17 protein-coding genes are annotated in these 19,840 nt (G+C 62.0%); 2 read left to right on the forward strand and 15 right to left on the reverse strand.

The features are described from left to right. Positions 1-50: 50 nt before the first annotated feature. From motD to flhF, 5 genes are all read right to left on the reverse strand, one after another. Positions 51-800 carry a flagellar motor protein MotD gene (motD, locus tag MasN3_RS20685; RefSeq protein ID WP_281909859.1) on the reverse strand — a complete coding sequence of 250 codons (750 nt, stop codon included), beginning with the start codon at positions 798-800 and terminating at the stop codon, positions 51-53. A 9-nt stretch (positions 801-809) separates the two neighbouring features. Further along, on the reverse strand, positions 810-1,553 hold the full coding sequence (locus tag MasN3_RS20690) for a flagellar motor protein (protein WP_281909861.1): 744 nt from the start codon (positions 1,551-1,553) through the stop codon (positions 810-812). Continuing rightward, positions 1,535-2,272: an RNA polymerase sigma factor FliA gene (locus tag MasN3_RS20695; RefSeq protein WP_281909863.1), complete on the reverse strand. Its 738-nt coding sequence runs from the start codon at positions 2,270-2,272 to the stop codon at positions 1,535-1,537. Before MasN3_RS20695 ends, MasN3_RS20690 begins: the two co-directional genes overlap by 19 nt. Positions 2,273-2,439: 167 nt before the next feature. Next, positions 2,440-3,237: a MinD/ParA family ATP-binding protein gene (locus tag MasN3_RS20700; protein ID WP_281909865.1), complete on the reverse strand. Its 798-nt coding sequence runs from the start codon at positions 3,235-3,237 to the stop codon at positions 2,440-2,442. After that, positions 3,230-4,687 carry a flagellar biosynthesis protein FlhF gene (flhF, locus tag MasN3_RS20705; protein WP_281909867.1) on the reverse strand — a complete coding sequence of 486 codons (1,458 nt, stop codon included), beginning with the start codon at positions 4,685-4,687 and terminating at the stop codon, positions 3,230-3,232. Before flhF ends, MasN3_RS20700 begins: the two co-directional genes overlap by 8 nt. A gap of 397 nt (positions 4,688-5,084) precedes the next feature. On the opposite strand from flhF, the gene MasN3_RS20710 reads away from it, so the two are divergent. Continuing rightward, entirely contained in the window at positions 5,085-5,321 is a 237-nt protein-coding gene (locus MasN3_RS20710) for a hypothetical protein (protein ID WP_281909868.1), read from the forward strand. A gap of 37 nt (positions 5,322-5,358) precedes the next feature. Here MasN3_RS20710 and MasN3_RS20715 read toward each other — a convergent pair whose 3' ends face one another. The 8 genes from MasN3_RS20715 to MasN3_RS20750 form a co-directional block, all read right to left on the reverse strand. Beyond that, the gene (locus MasN3_RS20715; RefSeq protein WP_281909870.1) at positions 5,359-6,513 is read right to left on the reverse strand and encodes an MraY family glycosyltransferase; all 1,155 of its coding nucleotides are present in this window, start codon (positions 6,511-6,513) and stop codon (positions 5,359-5,361) included. A 225-nt stretch (positions 6,514-6,738) separates the two neighbouring features. Continuing rightward, entirely contained in the window at positions 6,739-8,859 is a 2,121-nt protein-coding gene (gene flhA, locus MasN3_RS20720) for a flagellar biosynthesis protein FlhA (protein ID WP_281909871.1), read from the reverse strand. A gap of 167 nt (positions 8,860-9,026) precedes the next feature. After that, complete coding sequence (flhB, locus tag MasN3_RS20725; RefSeq protein ID WP_281909874.1) at positions 9,027-10,202, reverse strand: flagellar biosynthesis protein FlhB; 1,176 nt, start codon at positions 10,200-10,202, stop codon at positions 9,027-9,029. A 110-nt stretch (positions 10,203-10,312) separates the two neighbouring features. Further along, positions 10,313-10,858, reverse strand: coding sequence for a dTDP-4-dehydrorhamnose 3,5-epimerase (rfbC, locus tag MasN3_RS20730; RefSeq protein ID WP_281909876.1), 546 nt, complete (start codon positions 10,856-10,858; stop codon positions 10,313-10,315). Further along, a complete protein-coding gene (gene rfbA, locus MasN3_RS20735; RefSeq protein WP_281909878.1) occupies positions 10,858-11,751 on the reverse strand; it encodes a glucose-1-phosphate thymidylyltransferase RfbA in 894 nt (297 codons plus the stop codon). Before rfbA ends, rfbC begins: the two co-directional genes overlap by 1 nt. Further along, on the reverse strand, positions 11,748-12,653 hold the full coding sequence (gene rfbD, locus MasN3_RS20740; protein WP_281909879.1) for a dTDP-4-dehydrorhamnose reductase: 906 nt from the start codon (positions 12,651-12,653) through the stop codon (positions 11,748-11,750). Before rfbD ends, rfbA begins: the two co-directional genes overlap by 4 nt. Positions 12,654-12,659: 6 nt before the next feature. Then, positions 12,660-13,721 carry a dTDP-glucose 4,6-dehydratase gene (gene rfbB, locus MasN3_RS20745; RefSeq protein ID WP_281909880.1) on the reverse strand — a complete coding sequence of 354 codons (1,062 nt, stop codon included), beginning with the start codon at positions 13,719-13,721 and terminating at the stop codon, positions 12,660-12,662. Positions 13,722-13,933: 212 nt separating this feature from the next. Beyond that, positions 13,934-15,097 (reverse strand): MraY family glycosyltransferase, encoded by a 1,164-nt coding sequence (locus MasN3_RS20750; RefSeq protein ID WP_281909881.1) that lies wholly within the window; start codon positions 15,095-15,097, stop codon positions 13,934-13,936. 261 nt (positions 15,098-15,358) lie between these two features. Here MasN3_RS20750 and MasN3_RS20755 point away from each other — a divergent pair, with 261 nt between their 5' ends. Next, complete coding sequence (locus MasN3_RS20755) at positions 15,359-17,278, forward strand: M64 family metallopeptidase (RefSeq protein ID WP_281914560.1); 1,920 nt, start codon at positions 15,359-15,361, stop codon at positions 17,276-17,278. A 396-nt stretch (positions 17,279-17,674) separates the two neighbouring features. Here MasN3_RS20755 and MasN3_RS20760 read toward each other — a convergent pair whose 3' ends face one another. Further along, positions 17,675-18,430, reverse strand: a complete 756-nt coding sequence (locus MasN3_RS20760) for a hypothetical protein (RefSeq protein WP_281909883.1) — start codon at positions 18,428-18,430, stop codon at positions 17,675-17,677. 138 nt (positions 18,431-18,568) lie between these two features. Then, positions 18,569-19,827 (reverse strand): IS3 family transposase gene (locus MasN3_RS20765; protein ID WP_370662292.1). Its coding sequence is split into 2 segments (ribosomal slippage): positions 18,569-19,488 and positions 19,488-19,827, totalling 1,260 coding nucleotides; the frame shifts between segments, so codons are not numbered across the junction. Positions 19,828-19,840 lie beyond the last annotated feature (13 nt).

Raw genomic sequence — 19,840 nt, forward strand, 5'->3', positions numbered from 1 at the left:
TGAAATACTATTTCAAAAGAACCGCAGAAACGAACTTTTATTTCATTCCTCTATACACCCGCCGGCAGCGGTTCCGGCACCGACGCCAGGATCATCACCGCCACGCGCCGGTTGCGCGCCTGGTTGGCCGGCGTGTCGTTCGGCGCCACCGGGCGCGTGGCGCCATGGCCGATGGCCGACAGGCGCACATCCTGCACACCGCTCTCGATGAACAGACGCACCACGCTGGCCGCGCGCACCGCCGACAGTTCCCAGTTGGAGGCGAAGCGCTCGTTGGTGATCGGCAGGTTGTCGGTATGGCCCTCGACCTCGATGCGCTGCGGCGCATCCTTGAGCAGGCCCGCCACCGCGCCCAGCACCTCGCGCGCCTCCTGCTGCAGGGTCGCTTCGCCCTGGTCGAACAGCACGCTGGCATTGAGTTCGATGCCGATGCCGCGCGCATTCTGCGTCACCCTTACCTGGCCCGATTTCACCAGCGGCATCAGGGTGGTGGTCAGGTCCTTCGCCAGGATTTCCATGCGCTCGCGCTCGCGCCGCGCCGCTTCATGGCGCTTGCGGTTGACGATGTGCGACAGCGGCAGCACCGGCTCGACGCTGGTGTGCGCCTGCGGCGCCACGCTGCGTCCGCCGAAGGCGTCGCCCAGGGCTTCGGACAGCACCGCGTATTTTCCTTCGTTGACGATCGAGATCGCGTACATCACGACGAAGAAGGCGAACAGCAGCGTGATGAAATCGGCGTAGGAGATCAGCCAGCGCTCGTGGTTTTCCTGCGATCCGTCGTCGTAGCGTTTGCGCGCCATGCCGTGGCCTCAGTGGCGCGTCAGGAGACTGGCCACCCGTTCGTCGACCACGCGGGTGTGGTCGCCGGTGGCGAGGTCGTGGAAGACTTCGGCGAGGATCTCGTACTGGGCCACCTTGTCGCTGACGATGGCCTTGAGCTTGTTCCCGACCGGGTAGAAGAACAGGTTGGCCAGCCCCACGCCGTACACGGTGGAGACGAAGGCCACCGCGATGCCGGAACCCAGGCGCGACGGATCCGACAGGTTCTCCATCACGTGGATCAGGCCCAGCACCGCACCCAGGATGCCGATGGTGGGCGCGTAGCCGGCCGCCGATTCCCAGATGCGCGCCGCCTGGCGCTGCGAGAACTCGTAGGCGTTGATCTCGTTCTCGAGCAGGCTGCGCAGCTTCTCGGGCTGGATGCCGTCGATCACCAGGCGCAGGCCCTTCTGGACGAACTTGTCCTTGGTGCCCATGTACTGCTCGAGCGAGAGCAGGCCGTCGCGCCGCGCGGACAGGCTCCACAGCGCGATCTCGCGCGAGAGCAGCTCGCGGCCGGACTTGGGCGGCACGAAGACCCAGCGCAGCATGCGCAGGCCCAGCATGAAGCTGCGCCGCTCGCTCTGCAGCAGCACGGCCCCGAAGGTGCCGATCACGACGATGGCAAAGGCGGCCGGCTGCATCAGCGACGCGAACTTGCCGCCGTCCAGGGTATGGCCGACCAGCACGCCCGCGATCGCGAGCACCAGGCCGGCTACGCTGGCCCAGTCCATAATTGCTCCCGCAGCGCTGCGCGAAGGCGCGACACGGCCTGGGTGTGCAGTTGCGACACCCGCGACTCGCTCACGCCCATGACGGCGCCGATTTCCTTCAGGTTGAGTTCTTCCTCGTAGTAGAGGCCCATCAGCATCTTCTCGCGCGGCGGCAGCTTATCGATGGCGTCGATCACGGCCTGGCGGAAGCCCGTGTCGAGCAGGCTGCGCAGCGGATCGCTGTCGTCCACCGCATAGCGGTCGAGGAAGCTGTCGCTGCCGCCGTCCTCGCCCTGGTCGTGGAAGTCTTCGTAGTACAGCAGCTGGTGGCCGCCGCCGTCGCCCAGCATCTCCTGGTAGTCGGCGAGCGACATCTTGAGCGACTTGGCGATCTCGGACTCGCTGGCCGGACGGCCCAGGCGCTGCTGCAGCGCCTCCATCGCGGCTTCGACCTTGCGCATGTTCTGGCGCGTACTGCGCGGCATCCAGTCGCTGTTGCGCAGCTCGTCGAGCATGGCGCCGCGGATGCGCAGCACCGCATAGGTTTCGAACTGGGCGCCGTGGTTGTCCTCGTAGCGGTTGATCGCATCGAGCAGGCCCATCATGCCGGCCTGGATCAGGTCATCGACTTCCACCGAAGGCGGCAGCTTGGCCTTCATGTGGTGGGCAAGACGCTTCACCAACGGCATATGCTCCGTCAGCAAATGGTTCTTGTCCGCTCTCCCTTTGACCGTGTACATGCCTTATGCTTTTCTCTTCCGCTATCTCTATTCTTGTGTGGGACTCTGCCGCACTCGTGCCATTGTAGGGTGGTCGGCTTCGCCGGCCGCGCGTCCAGCCAGTGCAGGCGATGCGGTAACGCGTCTTTCAGTTGAACGCGCGGTCGGCACAGCCGACCACCCTACATTTAACCCCTGCCCATGCCGGGCATCGCGTGCAACGCGAACTGGCCCGCCAGGCGCCGGAACGCGACCGAGGCCCCCGCCAGCGGGAAGGCATCGACCACCGCCCGGCCCAGGCGCGCGGCCCGGTGCAGGTACTCGTCGGCCGGCACCGAACCCATCGAACTCAGGTTGACCGCCAGGTAACGTGTTGCCGCAGCTGACATATTATCGTATACGACCTTGGCCTCCGCCTCTGTCGCGCCGGTCACCAGGATACCGAAGGGACGGCGGCCCAGCTGCTGCGCCAGGCGCTTGATCAGCGCATAGGCATTCGTGATCGACGCGGCGGAGGTACCGACCTGCACCACGATCTCCGAGCTCGCCATCAGCGGCAGCGGGAATTCGCCGCTTGGTCCCAGCTCGCCGTCGACCATCACGATGCCGGCCTGCCCCACCAGCACGTCGAAGGTCTTGGCCAGGCGGCGCGCGTCGTTGTCCCCCAGCGGACGGCCGAGCGACGCCACCGAGAAGCCCTGCGGCACCGCGTGCAGCACCTGGTTCAGGCCATACTCCTGGCGCGCCACCGCGGCCAGGCTGGCGGCGCGGTTCAGGCCCAGGCGGCGCGCCACCCCATAGTCGCGCTCGCAGGCGTCGACGATCAGGACCTCGTTGCCCAACTGGGCCAGCGAGGCGCCCAGGTTGACCAGCATGGCGCCCTTGTCGTCTTCCGGCGTGGCAGAGAGAAAGGTGACGATGCGCGGGCGCGGGCCCTGCAGCATCCGGCGCAGGCCTTCGGCCTGGTCGAAATCGAAACTAGCCAAGGTGCACCTCGCGCAGTGAACGATCCTGGCCGGCAGCGGCCATCATCAGCGGCAGGTCGGCGTCGCCGAACTGGGCGCTGGCATTGCGGTTGTTGCGGAAGGCGCGGTCGACCAGCATGGCGCGGTCGGCCAGGTGCAGGTCTTCCGGCACGCGCTGGCCGTTCGAGATGTAATGAAGATTGAGCTTCTGCCGGATCACGACGTCGAGCACGTTGCCGATCGAGGCGGCTTCGTCCAGCTTGGTCATGATGCAGCCGGCCAGGCCCGAGCCCTGATACGCGCGCACCACTTCGTTCAGGGTTTCGTTGGTCGCCGTCGCGTTCAGGCACAGCAGGCGTTTCACGTCGGCGCCGGATTCGGAGAGCATGGCCACCTGTTCCGTCACCATCTGGTCGCGCTGCGACATGCCGATGGTGTCGATCAGGACGGTGTGCTTGTTCTTGAGTTCCTTCAGGGCGATGCGCAGGTCGGCCTCGTCCTTCACCGAGTGCACCATCACGCCGAGGATCTTGCCGTAGATGCGCAGCTGCTCGTGGCCGCCGATACGGTAGGCGTCGGTGGTGATCAGGGCCAGCTTGTCCGGACCATGGCGCATCACGCAGCGCGCGGCCAGCTTGGCGGTGGTGGTGGTCTTGCCGACGCCGGTGGGGCCGACCAGTGCGAACACGCCGCCGCGGTTCAGGAGGTCGTCTTCGTTGGCGATGGTGGTGAGGTTGCGCGCCAGGACGGTCTTGATCCAACGCAGGGCGTCGACCGCATCCTTCGTCGCCGGCATCTTGTCGATCAGGTAGCGCGCCAGGGTGGCCGAGAAACCGGCGGCCAGCATCTCGCGCAGCACTGCGGCCTTCTGCGGCTCGCGCTGCGCGCTAGCGTTCCAGGACAGCTCGGCCAGCTGGGTTTCCATCAGGCCGCGCATGGCGCGCATCTCGTTTATCATGCCGCTCATTTCAAGAGCGGCCGATTCCTTGGCCTGGGCGATCGCGGCGCTCATCATCTGGGTCATGGCGGCCATGTCGATGCCCGGTTCCGAGGCCGGGGCGCGGCGGTTGACGTAGGTCGGCGGGATTTCCGGTGCGATGGCGGGTGCGGCGCGGCGCTCGACGTAGGGCCGGGCCACGTCAGGCTGGCCGGCGAACGGGTCCAGCTTAGGTACTGCGGCACGTGGCGCCGGCTGGCGCGCCTGCGTTGCGGCGGGCGCGAAGGCAGCCGCGGCGCGGCTGAAGACCGGTTCCGGGTCGAAGTCATTGTCGAAGGCCTGGAAGCTCGGCGCCTGCGGCTCTTCGATGGCCGGGGAAGCCAGCGCGGCGACGTCGTCGTTGTCCAGCGCAAGGATCTCGACCACGCCGTCGACCGGGCGGTTGGAGAGGATGACCGCGTCAGGGCCGAGCGCCTCGCGCACCTTGCGCAAGGCGTCACGGGAAGTAGCCGCTGTAAATTTCTTGACGTTCATCGTTTCTCTCCGCACTTCATTCAGCTGTACTGTTCTGGGTTGCGCGGGCGTAGTGCCCGTCCATAGGCAACATTATTGGCGATGCTGCGAGGAAACCATCGGAAGAGTAAAGAGGGGAAACAGGTCTATTTCAAGGCTGCTGTGCTCCTTGGCCATGGATGAGCGCAGAACTGCCGGGCTGTTGACGAAGTTGAACTCAATTGCGGATTCGTGCGACAAAGCTGACTATTATGCAATATCATGTCCTGAATGAATGACTGATATAAATAGCGGCCTCACAACGCTGATCCATGCACTCATTAGTGAGCAAACGCAATTCTCTCACATTGTAACTCTGATGAATTTGAGGCATACTCGGCTCTACCGAGTTTCTGGAACAATAACGAAAGGCCTACCGATGAAGTTCAGGATACCGAAGCGTCAAGCCGGCATGTCTGGAGAAGCCTTTTTGATTTTCTGTTGCAGAGCGCTCGACAGCAGCATCCCTGCCCTGAGAACGGTATTCCTGCTCGCGGGAGTTATTGCCGCAGGCCTGCGCCTGGGTGGTGTGGGGGATTTCCTGTTCGTCACAGGATTGCTGTTGCACTTCTCGATCAGGTTCGAGAACTGGTGGGTCCAGCGGCGACCTCACTGATACCGGCCGCCGCGGGCCGGTATCGATGGCGTGCAAATCAGGAAGATGAGGAAGCGCCGGCACGGGCCGACATCGCGCCGGCACGGCCGATAACACCCCAGCGGCCACGCACGAGACGGCCGTACACCGCGATGTAGAGCACAAGCTGCGCTACCACGATCGCCAGGCTGACCGGCGCCGACGCGCCGGCAATCACACTCACCGCCACGCACACTGCCACCGCGGGGGCGATCAAGCACACCACACTGGCATTACGGCTCCACGGACGGGAAGCGTCGCGTCGCACATGCTTGAAGACGAGGCGGCGGTACACCAGCGTGTGCAGGTGCAGCGCATCCGGCGCGCCAGGGCTGACATTCTGGATCACGCGACGGCGATACATGCTGAACAGCACTTCGATGACCGGATAGCCGCAGATCGCCAGCACCTGCCACGCATTCACCGACGGGTTACGCACCAAGAGCAGCACCGCGATCTCCGATACCAGGAAACCCAGGAAGTAAGCGCCGCCATCGCCCAGGAACAGCTTCCCGAACGGATAATTCAAGGCCAGGAAACCGGCGGCCGCGCCGATGCACAGAACGCCGAGGGCCACCACCAGGGAGTCGCCATGCTGCAGGCCGACGGCAGCCAGGCCGGCGGCCATGATGATGATCGTGCTGCTCGACAAGCCATTGAAACCGTCGATGATGTTGATGGCGTTCGAACCGCCCGAGACGACCACGGCCGTCACCATGATGGCGAACGGCGCGAACGCGAGCAGCGTATCCACACCCCAAAGGTCGAGTTCGGTCACGGTCGCGCCCAGCAGGGCGCTGGCGATCATCGCACTCATGGCGGTCGCCGCAAGGCGTACTCGAACGGACACGCGCTTGGTGAAGTCTTCGATCAAACCCGCGAGAAAAGCCGGCAGGCTGGCGAGCAACAGCAGGCGGATGTCGGCAGAATGCAAGGGATTGATGCTGGCCGGTGCCAGCATCTGGAACAGCGCCAGGCCCAGCACTACCCCTGCCATGACACCAATACCGCCGATGCGCGGCACCGCGGTCGTGTGCACCTTCTGTACGCCGCTCAGGTCGTGGTCGTGGGAGAGTTTGCCGTGCCATTTCTGCGACAGGACAATGAGCAGGCATACTGCAAAGCTCACGGCAAATGCCGTCAAGCCGAGCCCAAATTGTTGATATTCCAGCATTTTTTATCGCAAAGATACCGAACGTGTTCGATCCAACGGAACAACGTTGGCTGATCGGAAAGTGGTTAAAAAGCGGCGATGGCGTCGCAGTGTTGGCATTGGTCTTTACTTTTGTACCAATGCAATGTTATCACAGATCAACTACAAATGTTGACTCTTGGCACTCCTGAGAGCCCTTGAAACGACCAAGTGAAGCTGAAATGACACACATTCAGCCACCAGTATTTACATTGGGATGCCGACCAGACTGGTCACCCGAATGGTCTTGGTCTCCGGAATCTCGTTATGCGACAGCACCTTCAACTGCGGCACCGCACGCCGCAGGAAGCGCGACAGCAGCACCCGTAGCGGCGCAGGCACCAGCAGCACCGGATTCAGCCCCATCTGCTCCTGCTGCTGGGCCGCGCTGGCAGCCTGCTGCGCAATCGTATCGGCCAGCCCCGGCTCGATGCCGGTGCCGTCGCCCCCCGCCCCCATCGCCTGCATCAGGAGCCGCTCGAGACGGTTATCCAGGGTCATCACCGACAGTTCATTCGTGCCCGGGAACAGCTGCTGCACGATCGCCCGTCCCAGCGCTACCCGCACCATGGCGGTCAGTTCGCCCGGATCCTGGGTCTGCCCGGCATACTCCGAGAGGCACTCGATGATGGTGCGCATGTCGCGGATGTGCACGCCTTCCAGCAGCAGGTTCTGCAGCACTTTCTGCAGGGTCGACAGCGACACGACCTTCGGTACCAGGTCTTCCACCAGCTTCGGCGTGTCTTTGCCCAGGTGATCGAGCAGCGCCTGCACTTCCATCCGGCCCAGCAGCTCCGAAGCGTGGGTCGTGATCAGGTGGTTCAGGTGCGTTGCCACCACGGTGCCGGCATCGACTACGGTATAGCCCAGGCTTTGCGCCTCGTCGCGCAGGCTGGCGTCGATCCAGGTGGCAGGCAGGCCGAAGGCCGGATCGGTCGTGGGCTGGCCCGGCAGCGTGCCGCTGGCCATGCCCGGATTGATCGCCAGGTATTGCCCGTTCATCGCTTCGCCCGTGCCCACTTCCACGCCCTTGAGCGTGATGCGGTAGGCCGAGGGTTTCAGTTCCAGGTTGTCGCGGATGTGCACCGGCGGCGCCAGGAAGCCGACTTCCTGGGCGAATTTCTTGCGGATCCCCTTGATGCGCTTGAGCAGTTCCCCGCCCTGGGTCTTGTCGACCAGGGGGATCAGGCGGTAACCCACTTCCAGCCCCAGGGTGTCGACCGCCATGACGTCCTGCCAGGTCGCCTCTTCCGATTCGGGCGCCGTCGCCGCGCCGGTCGCCGCTGCCGTGGCTGCTGCGTCCGCCGCCGCGGCCGCTTCCTTGGCCGGTCCGTCCATCTTGCGCTTGGCAATCAGCCAGCCGCCGCCGACCAGGGCGCTGCCCAGCAGCAGGAAGATCAGGTTCGGCATGCCGGGGATCACGCCCAGCGCGAAGATGATGCCGCCGGTGATGTACAGCGCTTCCGGGCGGGCGAACAGCTGGTTGGTGACCTGGCTGCTGATGTCGTCTTCGTTGGCCACGCGCGAGACCACCATACCGGCCGCGATCGAGATGATCAAGGAGGGAATCTGCGCCACCAGGCCGTCACCGATGGCCAGCAGCGTATAGGTTTCGGCCGCCTGGCCGGCGGGCAGGTCGTGCTGCACCATACCGACGATCAGGCCGCCGATCACGTTGATCAGGGTGATCATGATGCCGGCGACGGCGTCGCCTTTCACGTACTTGGACGCACCGTCCATCGCGCCATAGAACTCGGCTTCCTGCGCCACTTCGCTGCGGCGCTTGCGGGCGTCGGCCTCGCCGATCAGGCCGGCGTTCAGGTCGGCATCGATCGCCATCTGCTTGCCCGGCATCGCGTCCAGGGCGAAGCGCGCGCCCACTTCAGCGATACGGCCCGCGCCCTTGGTCACGACGGTGAAGTTGATGATGGTCAGGATGACGAAAACGACGATACCGACCGTGAAATTGCCGCCGATGAGGAAGTGGCCGAAGGCTTCGACCACCTTGCCGGCGGCCGCACCGCCGGTGTGCCCCTCGGTCAGCACAATGCGGGTAGAAGCGACATTGAGCGCCAGGCGCAGCATCGTCGAGATCAGCAGGATGGCCGGGAAGGCCATGAAGTCGAGCGGCTTGACCGTGTACAGCGCGGTGAGCAGGACAATGACGGACAGCGCGATGTTAAAGCTGAAGAACACGTCCAGCACGAAGGCCGGCAGCGGCAGGATCATCATCGCCAGCAGGATGACGATGAAGATCGGGGCGGCGAGCGCGCTGGCGCCCCTGGCCGCAAGGCCGCTCGTCCATGCCGGCAGTTTGATGCTGTTCATTAGTGCAGTGCTCCGTTATTCGTGTTACAGCTCGTGACGCTTGTTTCGTAGGGTGGGCGGGTTTCCCGCCCACGCGGTGATCGTTATCGGCTCCGCTTTCGTGCCGGATGATCTTGCCGTTAACTATCACCGTGTGGGCAAGAAACTTGCCCACCCTACATGGCCCCTTATTGCAGCGACCCGGTGCTCGCCCCGGGTCCCCTGTAGGCCGGGTTGTTCGGGTCCATCTCCGGCGGTACCGCAAGCCTGGTCGGACGATCCGGGTAGATGCCCTCGCCCTTCCTGTAGGCGCGCAACTGGTAGACGTAGGCCAGCACTTCCGCCACGGCCGAGAACAGCTTCTCCGGGATTTCTTCGTCGATGTCGGTGTGCTTGTAGAGCGCCCGGGCCAGGGCCGGTGCTTCGAGCAGGGTCACCTTGTGCTCGAGGCCGAGTTCGCGGATCTTCGCGGCGACCTCGTCGACACCCTTGGCCACCACCCGCGGCGCGCCCTTCTGGCCCTCGGCATACTTCAGCGCCACCGCATAGTGGGTCGGATTGGTGACGATCACATCCGCAGTGGGCACATTCTGCATCATGCGGCCGCGCGCCATTTCGCGCTGCATCTGGCGAATCTTCCCTTTGATCTGCGGATTGCCGTCCGACTCCTTCGATTCCTGGATCAGTTCCTGGCGCGTCATCTTCATCTTGTCGTGGTAGTGCCACAGCTGCCAGGGGCCGTCGATGGCGGCGATCACGCCCAGCGCGCCGGTAATGAACAGGAAAGCCTTGGCCACCAGTTCGCCCACGTGGGCGCTGCCGGCATTCAGCGGCTCGAGCGCCAAGCCGATCACCGCATCCTTCTGGCCCATGATGACCACCCAGGCCACGGCGCCGACCACCACGGTCTTGGCGACGGCCTTCAGCAGCTCGATCAGGGCATTGGTGGAGAACATGTTGCCGATGCCCTTGATCGGGTCCAGCTTCATGAAGTTCGGCATGAACGCCTTGGACGAAAAATTCCAGCCGCCGATCAGGAGCGGCGAAGCCAGGGCCACCAGCATGATCAGGCCGGCCAGCGGCAGGCAGGCGAACAGCACCGCCACCAGGTCGGCGGTGATGCGTTCGATCAGGATGCTGGGGTTGAAGACCTGGTCACGGCTGAGCGACAGGCCGGACTGCATTGCCTGCTCCAGCTTGCCGATCAGGGAACCGCCCGTCATCCACAGGCCGGCGCCGGCGGTCATCAGGACGGTGAAGGTGGCGATTTCGCGCGAGCGGGGGACGTCGCCGTCTTCGCGCGCTTTCTCCAGCCTTCTGGGTGACGCGGGTTCGGTCTTTTCTGCGTCGCTGTCTTCCGACATGCCCTGCTCTCCTGTTGCTCGTACCGATCGAAAACAGGATTATCGCAGGTGTTGCCGTAGGGCTAGAAGCGGAAAAGGGTCGGGATTACCCTCCATTTGCCCGCATGCGATCAATCGAACAGATCGGCTGCGAGGAAGGGCATCCCTTTTTCATCCTTGGCCGAGACGATCGGTGCGGCCTGCAGCGGCCAGTCGATTGCCAGCGTCGGATCGTTCCAGACGATGCTGCGCTCGTGCTCGGGTGCGTAATAGTCCGTCGTCTTGTACACGAATTCCGCCGATTCCGACAGCACCACGAACCCATGGGCGAAGCCTTCCGGCACCCATAGCTGCGCCTTGTTCTCTGCACTCAAGATTTCTCCGACCCACTGGCCGAAGGTCGGTGACGAACGGCGCAGGTCGACCGCTACATCAAATACGCTGCCCGCCACCACGCGCACCAGCTTGCCCTGGGTTTGCTGCATTTGATAGTGCAGGCCGCGCAGGACGTGCCGGGCCGATTTCGAATGATTGTCCTGTACGAATTCCACCTTGCGGCCGACAGCTTCCTCGAACCGGGCCTGATGAAAACTCTCAAAAAAGAAGCCACGCTCGTCGCCGAACACGCGTGGCTCGACCAGCAAGACTTCAGGAATAGCCAAAGGAGTCATCTTCATCAAAACACCGTTTCTTTCAAAATACGCATCAGATACTGACCATAACCATTTTTCTTCATCGGCGCGGCCAGTTCCTCAAGCTGGGCGGCATTGATCCAGCCTTTACGGAAAGCGACCTCTTCCGGACAAGCCACCTTCAAACCCTGGCGGTGTTCGATCGTTGCGATAAACTGGCTTGCGTCCAGCAAGGACTCATGGGTACCGGTATCGAGCCAGGCATAGCCTCGTCCCATGATCTCGACGTGAAGCTTGTCCATCTCCATATAAATCTTGTTCAGGTCGGTGATCTCGAGTTCGCCGCGCGCCGATGGTTCAATGGTGCGAGCGAACTCGGCAACGTTGTTGTCATAGAAGTAGAGCCCCGTTACCGCGTAGTTGGAACGCGGCGCCGCAGGCTTTTCTTCGAGGCTGACTGCCCTGCCCTCATCGTTGAATTCGACCACGCCATAACGCTCGGGATCATGGACGTGGTGGGCAAATACGCTTGCACATCCGTCGCGGGCATCCGCACGCTCGAGCAGCGTTACGAAGTCATGCCCGTAGAACAGGTTGTCACCCAAGGCCAAGGCTGAAGGTGAGTTACCCAGGAACTCCTTGCCGATCAGAAAAGCCTGGGCCAATCCATCTGGCGATTCCTGAACCGCATACGACAGGTTCAGGCCCCAACGGCTGCCGTCGCCAAGCAACTGCTGAAACAAGGGCCTATCTCGTGGGGTCGAAATGATCAGAATATCGCGAATCCCACCAAGCATCAGCGTGCTGAGTGGGTAATAAATCATTGGCTTATCGAAAACTGGCAGCAATTGCTTGGAAATCGCGAGGGTGGCCGGGTGCAGGCGTGTGCCACTGCCGCCGGCAAGGATAATGCCTTTACGTTTCGTGGATTGACTCATAAATTTCCTTGCACCGACAGTTCGGCGATCAAACGGTTGACGTGATAGCGCCAGTCGGGCAGACGGAGCCCGAAAGTCGCACAAAACTTGCTACTGTCGAGGCGTGAATTGGCGGGACGCGGTGCAGGCACCGGCAAGGCACTGGAGGCGATCGGCAATACCTGGGCTGGCCCAGCCTTTAATACCGCGCCACAGGCCAAAGCCTGATCCAGTACGTGCTGCGCGTAAGCATGCCAGCTTGTTTTACCGGATGCAGCAAGATGATAGGTTCCTGACAGGGAATGTGCTTCAGCGCCAAGCAATACGATGCGGTGCAGCGCCAGCGCCGTCGCATCAGCGAGCAGTTCAGCGCCAGTAGGTGCGCCATACTGGTCAGCCACGACATTGAGGGTCTCACGCTCTTTTGCCAGACGCAACATCGTCTTGGCAAAATTACCTCCACGCCGAGCAAAAACCCAGCTGGTACGCAGGATCAAGTGACGCGCTCCACTGGCGCGGATGCGTTCCTCGCCTTCGCATTTGGTGCGGCCATAGACCGACAGGGGGGTGCTTGTGTCGGTTTCCACCCAGGCGCCCTGTTTCTTGCCGTCAAAAACGTAGTCGGTCGAGTAATGGACCAGCCATGCGCCGATAGCCTGCGCTTCTTCGGCCAGTACACCGGGAGAAACCGCGTTGACCACACGCGCAGTCACGGCGTCACTCTCCGCCTTGTCGACTGCGGTATATGCTGCGGCGTTGACGATCAGGTCCGGGCGCACGCTGCGCACGAGCGCGCGCAGCGACTCGGGATCGGTGAAATCGGCTTCGTGGCGCCCGCATGCATGCAGTTCGCCCAGCACGACGAGCGAGCGCTGCAGCTCCCACCCAAGCTGGCCGTCCTTGCCTAATAACAGGATCTTCATACGCGTTCAGGCCGAGTACTGGCGTTCGACCCACTCGCGATAGGCGCCGCTGGTGACGTTGTGCACCCATCCCTGGTTTGCCAGGTACCACTCGACGGTCTTGCGGATACCGGTCTCGAAGGTTTCGGCCGGACGCCAGCCCAGCTCGCGCTCGAGCTTGCCAGCGTCGATGGCATAACGGCGATCATGGCCTGGACGATCTTTTACAAAGGTCATCTGATCCGCATACGATCGGCCATCGGCGCGTGGCTGGAGTTCATCCAGTATGGCGCACAGGGTGCGCACGACATCGATGTTCGCCTTTTCGTTGCAGCCGCCAACGTTATACGTGTCGCCCACCCTGCCCTCGGCAAGCACGCGGCGAATCGCGCTGCAGTGATCCGTGACATACAGCCAGTCGCGAATCTGCTGGCCATCGCCATAGATCGGCAGCGGCTTGCCGGCCAGCGCATTGTGAATCACCAGCGGGATCAGTTTTTCCGGGAAGTGGTAGGGACCGTAATTGTTCGAGCAATTGGTGGTCAACACCGGCAGGCCATAGGTGTGATGGTAGGCACGCACCAGGTGGTCCGACGCAGCCTTGGTGGCCGAGTACGGGCTGTTTGGTTCATAACGGTTCTGCTCGTTGAACGCGGGCGCATCGCTCGACAGCGTACCGTACACCTCGTCGGTGGACACATGCAGGAAGCGGAATGCGGCCTGGGCTTCGGCGTCGAGTCCACTCCAGTAAGCGCGCACGGCTTCGAGAAGTTTGAAGATGCCGACAACATTGGTCTCGATGAAATCGGCAGGGCCCTCGATGGAGCGGTCGACATGGCTCTCGGCCGCAAAGTTCAGCACCGCGCGCACCTTGTGCTCAGCCAACAGGCCCGCTACCAGGACGTTGTCGCCGATGTCGCCGCGGACGAAATGGTGCAGCGGGTTGTTGTCGAGACTCGTCAGGTTCTGAAGATTCCCTGCATAGGTCAGTTTGTCGAGGTTGACGACTGGCTCGTCATGGTGTCCAAGCCAGTCGATGACGAAGTTCGAGCCGATAAAGCCTGCTCCACCCGTAACGAGGATAGTCATCCTGTAATTCCTAGTATGGTTGTGGTTTTGCTGAAGGTTAAATTTAAGTCAATTTAGACTACAAAGCAGCAATATTTGCTCTCAGTACAGGAATTAAGACGGCATTACGTCTGCACGCAATGCCGCTACCAGGCTACAAGAGGTCGCACCTGCCACCTGAATAATCAGGAAAACAATCGTACGCAACGACAGGGCGCAGTCCTTCAGCCTGGCTATGACAGGCCGCGTCGGATGAAAGACGAGCTGGATTGCTCGATGGCGACGACTGGCCGCGGCGCAGCGCGCCCCGCCCCACGCATGCGGCGCCGTCGCGCCCACCAGGCCGAGACCGCAAAGGCGTACGCCGACAGGTAGAGCAGGAAGCTGGACAGCACGCCCTGCAACAGCGCCTCCGGCATGGCGGCGAAGCGCACCGCCATCATGGCCGGCACCAGCGCCACCAGCCAGGACAGCGGCGACACGCAGGCGTTGCGCAGCGGCGCCGGCAGCCAATGCAGGAAGCGCGCCACGATCGCGGTCTTGACCAGGCTGTGCAGGTGCCAGCTGTCCGGGTGGCCCGGATGGCGGCGGTGCCATAGGCGGCGCAGGATCGTAAACACGGTTTCGAACACGGGATAGCCGCAGGCCAGCAGCGGCGCCCAGGGCGACACTTGCGGATTGCGGTAGACCAGCATGATCGACATCCAGGCCAGCAGGAAACCGAGCAGGTAGGCGCCACCGTCGCCCAGGAACAGCTTACCGAACGGGAAGTTGACCACGAAGAATCCGGCTGTCACGGCGCAGACGACAAAGCACAGCTGCGCGAGGGCGGCGTCGCCGGCTTGCTGGGCGATCAGGCCGAGCGCGGCCATGCCGATCAGCACGGTGCCGCTGGCCAGGCCGTTGAAGCCGTCGATGATATTGACCGCATTGGCCACGCCGCCCACCGCAAACGCCGTGAAAGCGACCGAAAGCGGCAGCCAGGCTAGCAGCGCATCGAATGGCGGGATGCCGATATGCGCCAAGCTGACCCCGGTCAGGCCCCAGCAGCAAACGCCGCTGGCCATGGTCGCCAGCAGGCGCGCGCCTACCGAAATACGCCGGGTAAGGTCTTCGGCCAGGCCGAACAGGAAAGCCGGCACGGCCGACACCAGCACCGGCAGGAACAGCTCCTGTTGGGCGGCAGGCAGGACCGCAAGCGCCAGCCAGAGGCCAGCCATGATGGCGGCGCCGCCCACGCGCGGCGTCGGCGTGACATGGAATTTTTGTACGCCGTGGGTCGCGTCGAGCGAATAGTGGCCATGCCAGCGCGTCGTCAGGACAAGCAGCAGCGAGCCGGCCAGCGTCGCCGCGAAGCCGATTTCAAGACCGGTAAATTTTAATTCAGCAATGCTCATAAGACCACTTTATTAACTCTGCAATTTTATCGCATTTCAATCCTTATTCATTCATGGCCTAGCGTTTGTTTCAGTCTTGACAGCAAAATAGATTTTGTGCATCAACGAATTTGATTCATTCTTTTAAGCAATTCCAAAGCCCTCCTGCCTGACAAACTACAAACATACTGTTGAGCTATCGTGCGCCACGATAGTTATAATAATTTTATTATTTTTAAAACAACTATGTCGGCCAAATTAACTTGATTTGGAGGAACTTTGGTGGATATTGCCTCTATTTTCCAGACAGGCTCCTCTTCTACACGCGTAGACATTACTTTTGTCGCTGAGGGCTACTCGTCTGTTGAACGCGATAAATTTTTCGCAGATGCAACGAACTTTACTAATTATATTTTTAGTATAAACAACACCGACCTGAATGCACCATTCTCGAATTACAAACAGTATTTTAATATCCAGGCATTATTCGTTCCCTCAAATCAATCTTTATGGAATAGCACGCCGGGTTATGCCAACACGTATTTCAACAGCAAAAGTTATCTCGCAGACGGCCGCCTGATCTATGGGGACGACGTTGCCGTCCACAGGACGCTCAACGCCGCCCTGCCCGGTGACGCCCGGGACATCACGGTCGTCATCGTCAACTCGCAACAGTATGGCGGTTCGGGCGGCCCGGTAATCTGGGTAACCAGTGGCAACCTGAGCTCAGCCGAGGTGCTGCTGCACGAACTGGGCCATACCGTCGCCAATCTGGGCGATGAATACATCGACCACGCAGTAGGCAAAACCATGGGGCATGCGCCGGGGGCTTACCCCAACCTCACCACCTCCCCCTCCTCTCCCCCCTGGAAGGCGTGGCTGGGCTACGAAGACAGCCTGGGCAAGGTCGGTGTCTACGAGGGCGGTTACTACGGCGCCAGCGACGTCTGGCGGGCCACGAAAGATTCCAAGATGCTCAGCCTCGGGAAGGCATTCAATGCGCCCCAGAAGGAAGCCTTTGCGCTGGCGTTCTACGGGATGATCGGCGACTACCTTTCGCTCGACACCAGCATTCCAGGCTTCTGCTTCGCCAATGTCCCCGACACAAGCAATCTCGGCTATACCTGGAGCCTGGACAATGCCGTCGTCGCAAACAGCGGAAGCTATTATCTGGACATCTATGCCAGCGGCCAATACAGTCCGGGGGCAACGGTTTCCCTCAGCACTATCGATGCAACCGGGTTGATACGAACGAACCTGTCGGCAACCCGGCAGACAGAGAGTGCCAGCCTGCAGGGAAGCATCGTCGAGATCGCGGGGACTGTGTCGGAAATAAGCCAAGGCGGCAGTGTGTTCTGCTTCGACGATAGGGACAATACCATTACCGTACGCGACAGCGTCATCTCGGCCTACTTCGACGGCGGTGCAGGCTTCGACACGATCGTGTTGGACATGGGCAGGGCCAGCGCCAGCCTGGAAAAATTGGCTTCCGACACCTGGCTGCTGCTGAGCAGCGCTGCGGTGCCTCTGATGGCCTTCCGTAACGTGGAGTTCGTGCAGTTCAGCGACTACACCGAGATCCTGGCCCCGACGCGGTCAGGCACCGCCGCCCAAGACATATTTCAGAATGGCCCAGGCAGCGAGCTCATCGACGGCGGCGCAGGCACGGATTTCCTGGTCTATTCGGCACAGCATGCCAGCTTTACCATTGAAGCGCGCGGCATCGGCTTCCGGATCACCGACCTGGCCAGCGGCAGTGTGGACATGGCCTGCAATGTCGAACGCCTGGTGTTCAACGACATCAACGTTGCCCTCGGCATCACGGGAGCAGGTGGACAGGTCAGCAGCCTGTACCAGGTGGCGTTCAACCGCACCCCCAACAGCGCCGAGCTTGGCTACTGGATCAGCATCATGGATCAAGGCATGAGTTTGCGCGACGTCTCGCTCAGCTTTACCGCGTCCGCGGAATTCCAGGCCGTCCATGGCAGCAGTGCGTCCAATGCGCAGATCGTCGAAGGGCTGTACCGGAACATCCCGCTTCCGAACGCCAATGCCGATGGCGTGGCGTATTGGCTCGGCATGCTCGACAGCGGAAGGGAATCCGTGGCCGGCGTGCTGGCTTTATTGGTTGATAACGCCGAGAACCAGGATGCGTTGGCTACGCTGATCGGCAACAGCTTCGCCTACGTTCCCTACGGTTGAAGAATCGAGAGCGTGCGGCCACACTATGGCAAGCACGCCGGCCAAAAAATAAGCCGCGGCTTGCGCTAATGCCGTTCAGTTAGCGTAACAATGTAGGGTGGTCGGCTTCGCCGACCGCGCGTCCAAGTCACTCATGCACTGTGGCAGAGCACAATGGCGTTGAACGCGCGGCCGGGAAACCCGGCCACGCTTAACTGAAGGGCATTACCGCGGCTTGCGCTGTTTCCCGCCCACGCGTTCAACTTACGGCCGCACTGTGACGGCGCTCTTGTCAATCGAACGTGTGGCCAAGGAAACTGCCCGCCCTACGAAAACCCGGCAGCGCTCAACTGAACGGCGAAGATCCAAAAAAAAACCGCGGCTTGCAGCCGCGGTTTTGATCAGCACATGCGGATATTAGTTACCGCTGCCGCCGGTGCCGCCGGTGACGGTATTCTTGGCAGCATCATTGCGCACATTGGTCAGGACGGCCGGAGCCACCGCACCGTTTGCGTCGACCACATTGCGTGCCTTCAGCGCTTCCAGAATCGCATCCTGGGCGTTACCCGGATTGGTGGCGCTCTTCGGCACCAGGGCCGCCGACAGGAAGTCGGTCGGCACGGCGACGCTGCCGCCGGTGGCGGTCGAGACGATCTGCACCAGGCGGTTGACCGTGGCCGACATCATGGTTGCATTGGTCACGACCGTTTTGACGTTGGCGTTGGCGGCCAGTTGCGCTGGGGTGGCGCCGGTGCCGGCACCCGACGAAACGGCGATGTAGGACACCAGCATTTCGGTCAGCGGGGTGATGTTCGCCTTGGCGCCATCGCCGGCTGCGATGGAACGCAGGGTCACGCCGTTCTGGGTAACCGACAGGATGCATGGGCCTTCGCCCGGGGCTGCGACGCGGACGGTAAACGCACCATCGGCGCCGGACGCCGCGGTGGCGGTGCCGGTCTTGCAGACGGCGGTCACGGTGGCATTCGCGATCGCAGCGCCGGTAGCGGCGGTGCCGGAGATCGAGATGGCGTAGCTCACCGGCGGCGGCGGCGGCGGCGTGGTCGGGGTCGGTGCGGGGCTGTCGTTGCCGCCGCCGCAGGCTGCCAGCGTTGCCGCCACACCTGCCATCAGCACCAGCTTGGCAGCCGCATTCAATTTAAAGCTCTTGTTCATTCGACATCCTTTTTCGATTGTTATTTCTGATTGCAGAGATCTCTCTTGCGCTGCTCCGGCACTAGCCGGGTCCCCAACAAATGCGTGATGCACAGCCATTTTGATCTTGCCCCGCTATTCCCGGACACAGCCTGATGCTTAGTTAGCGTCAGTTTCGAGAGCCTGACACGGTCGCTCTTTCCTAAACATGCGCGGCGATTTATAGCCCAGCGCCGAGTGCGGATGCACCTCGTTGAAATGCCTGAAGGCGTCGGGCAGTTGGGCCAGCACGGCGGTGCCGGTGCTGCGGTCCATGCTGCCCACGTAATCGCGTTTAAAGGTGTTCACGAAGCTCTCGGCCATGCCATTTGATTGCGGGCTGTTGACAGGCGTGTGCACCGGCTTGATGCCCAGTTCGTTGGCCAAGGCATGCGTTTCGATTGCCCGAAAAGCACCGCCGTTGTCGCTCAAGAATTCAAGCGTAATCGCCCGCTCGTCTGTGCTTCCAAAGCGTGCTTCCACCGCCTCGATCATCATATCGCGCACCGGTTCGCCAGGCAGGCCACGGCCGATCCAGGCACGCCAGGCAATGATCTCGCGGTCACAGCAGTCCTTCATGAAAACGCCCGTCACGACGTCGCCGTTGTCGCAGACGATCTCGAAGCCGTCCGAGCACCAGCGCCGGTTCGATTCCTCGACGGCTACCTTGCCATCATGCGCGCGGCCGCTGTCCCGGCGTTTGGGCGACTTCGGCAGCAGCAGACCCTCGGCCTTCATCACGCGATACATCCGCTTGTGATTGACCGGCCGCAGGCCCATCAGGCTGCGCGTGCGGTTCACCAGGGCGCCAGCACGTCGATAGCCGTAAGTCGGCAATGCCGTGATCTCGGCGCGTACGGCGTCGGCGATCATGGCGTCACCGACTGGGTCAAGCCTGGCCAATGCACGACCGTCGACCCAGTCTGCAGGACGCGCAAGGCGGTCAATCACGTTCGAGCGCGCTACACCAAGGACAGCGCAGACCGGCTTCACTGCCCGTCCTTGTCCAATAAGGGTGAGCGCGCAATCCACTTTTTTTCGCGGGCTACCTCGATCGCTTCGCGCAGGATTTCCGCTTCCATCGTCTTCTTGCCGAGCATGCGCTGCAGTTGTGCGATCTGGGCACGCGCGGCAGCCAGTTCGCTTGCCGGTACCACCGATTCGCCGGACTGGACGGCCACCAGCGCGCCTTCGCGCTCGAGCTTGCGCCAATTGAACAGCTGGCTGGCACTGATGCCATGTTTGCGCGCGACCAGCGACACGCTCATCCCCGGCTCGTACGTTTCCTTGACCAGCGCAGCTTTTTCCTGCACTGACCAGCGACGGCGCCGCTCCTCTGACACCGTCACTACTTCGATGGTTTGGTTGTTCCTAGTCATATTCACAGTCGTA

It is taken from the genome of Massilia varians, assembly GCF_027923905.1.
Classification (GTDB): domain Bacteria; phylum Pseudomonadota; class Gammaproteobacteria; order Burkholderiales; family Burkholderiaceae_D; genus Telluria; species Telluria varians_B.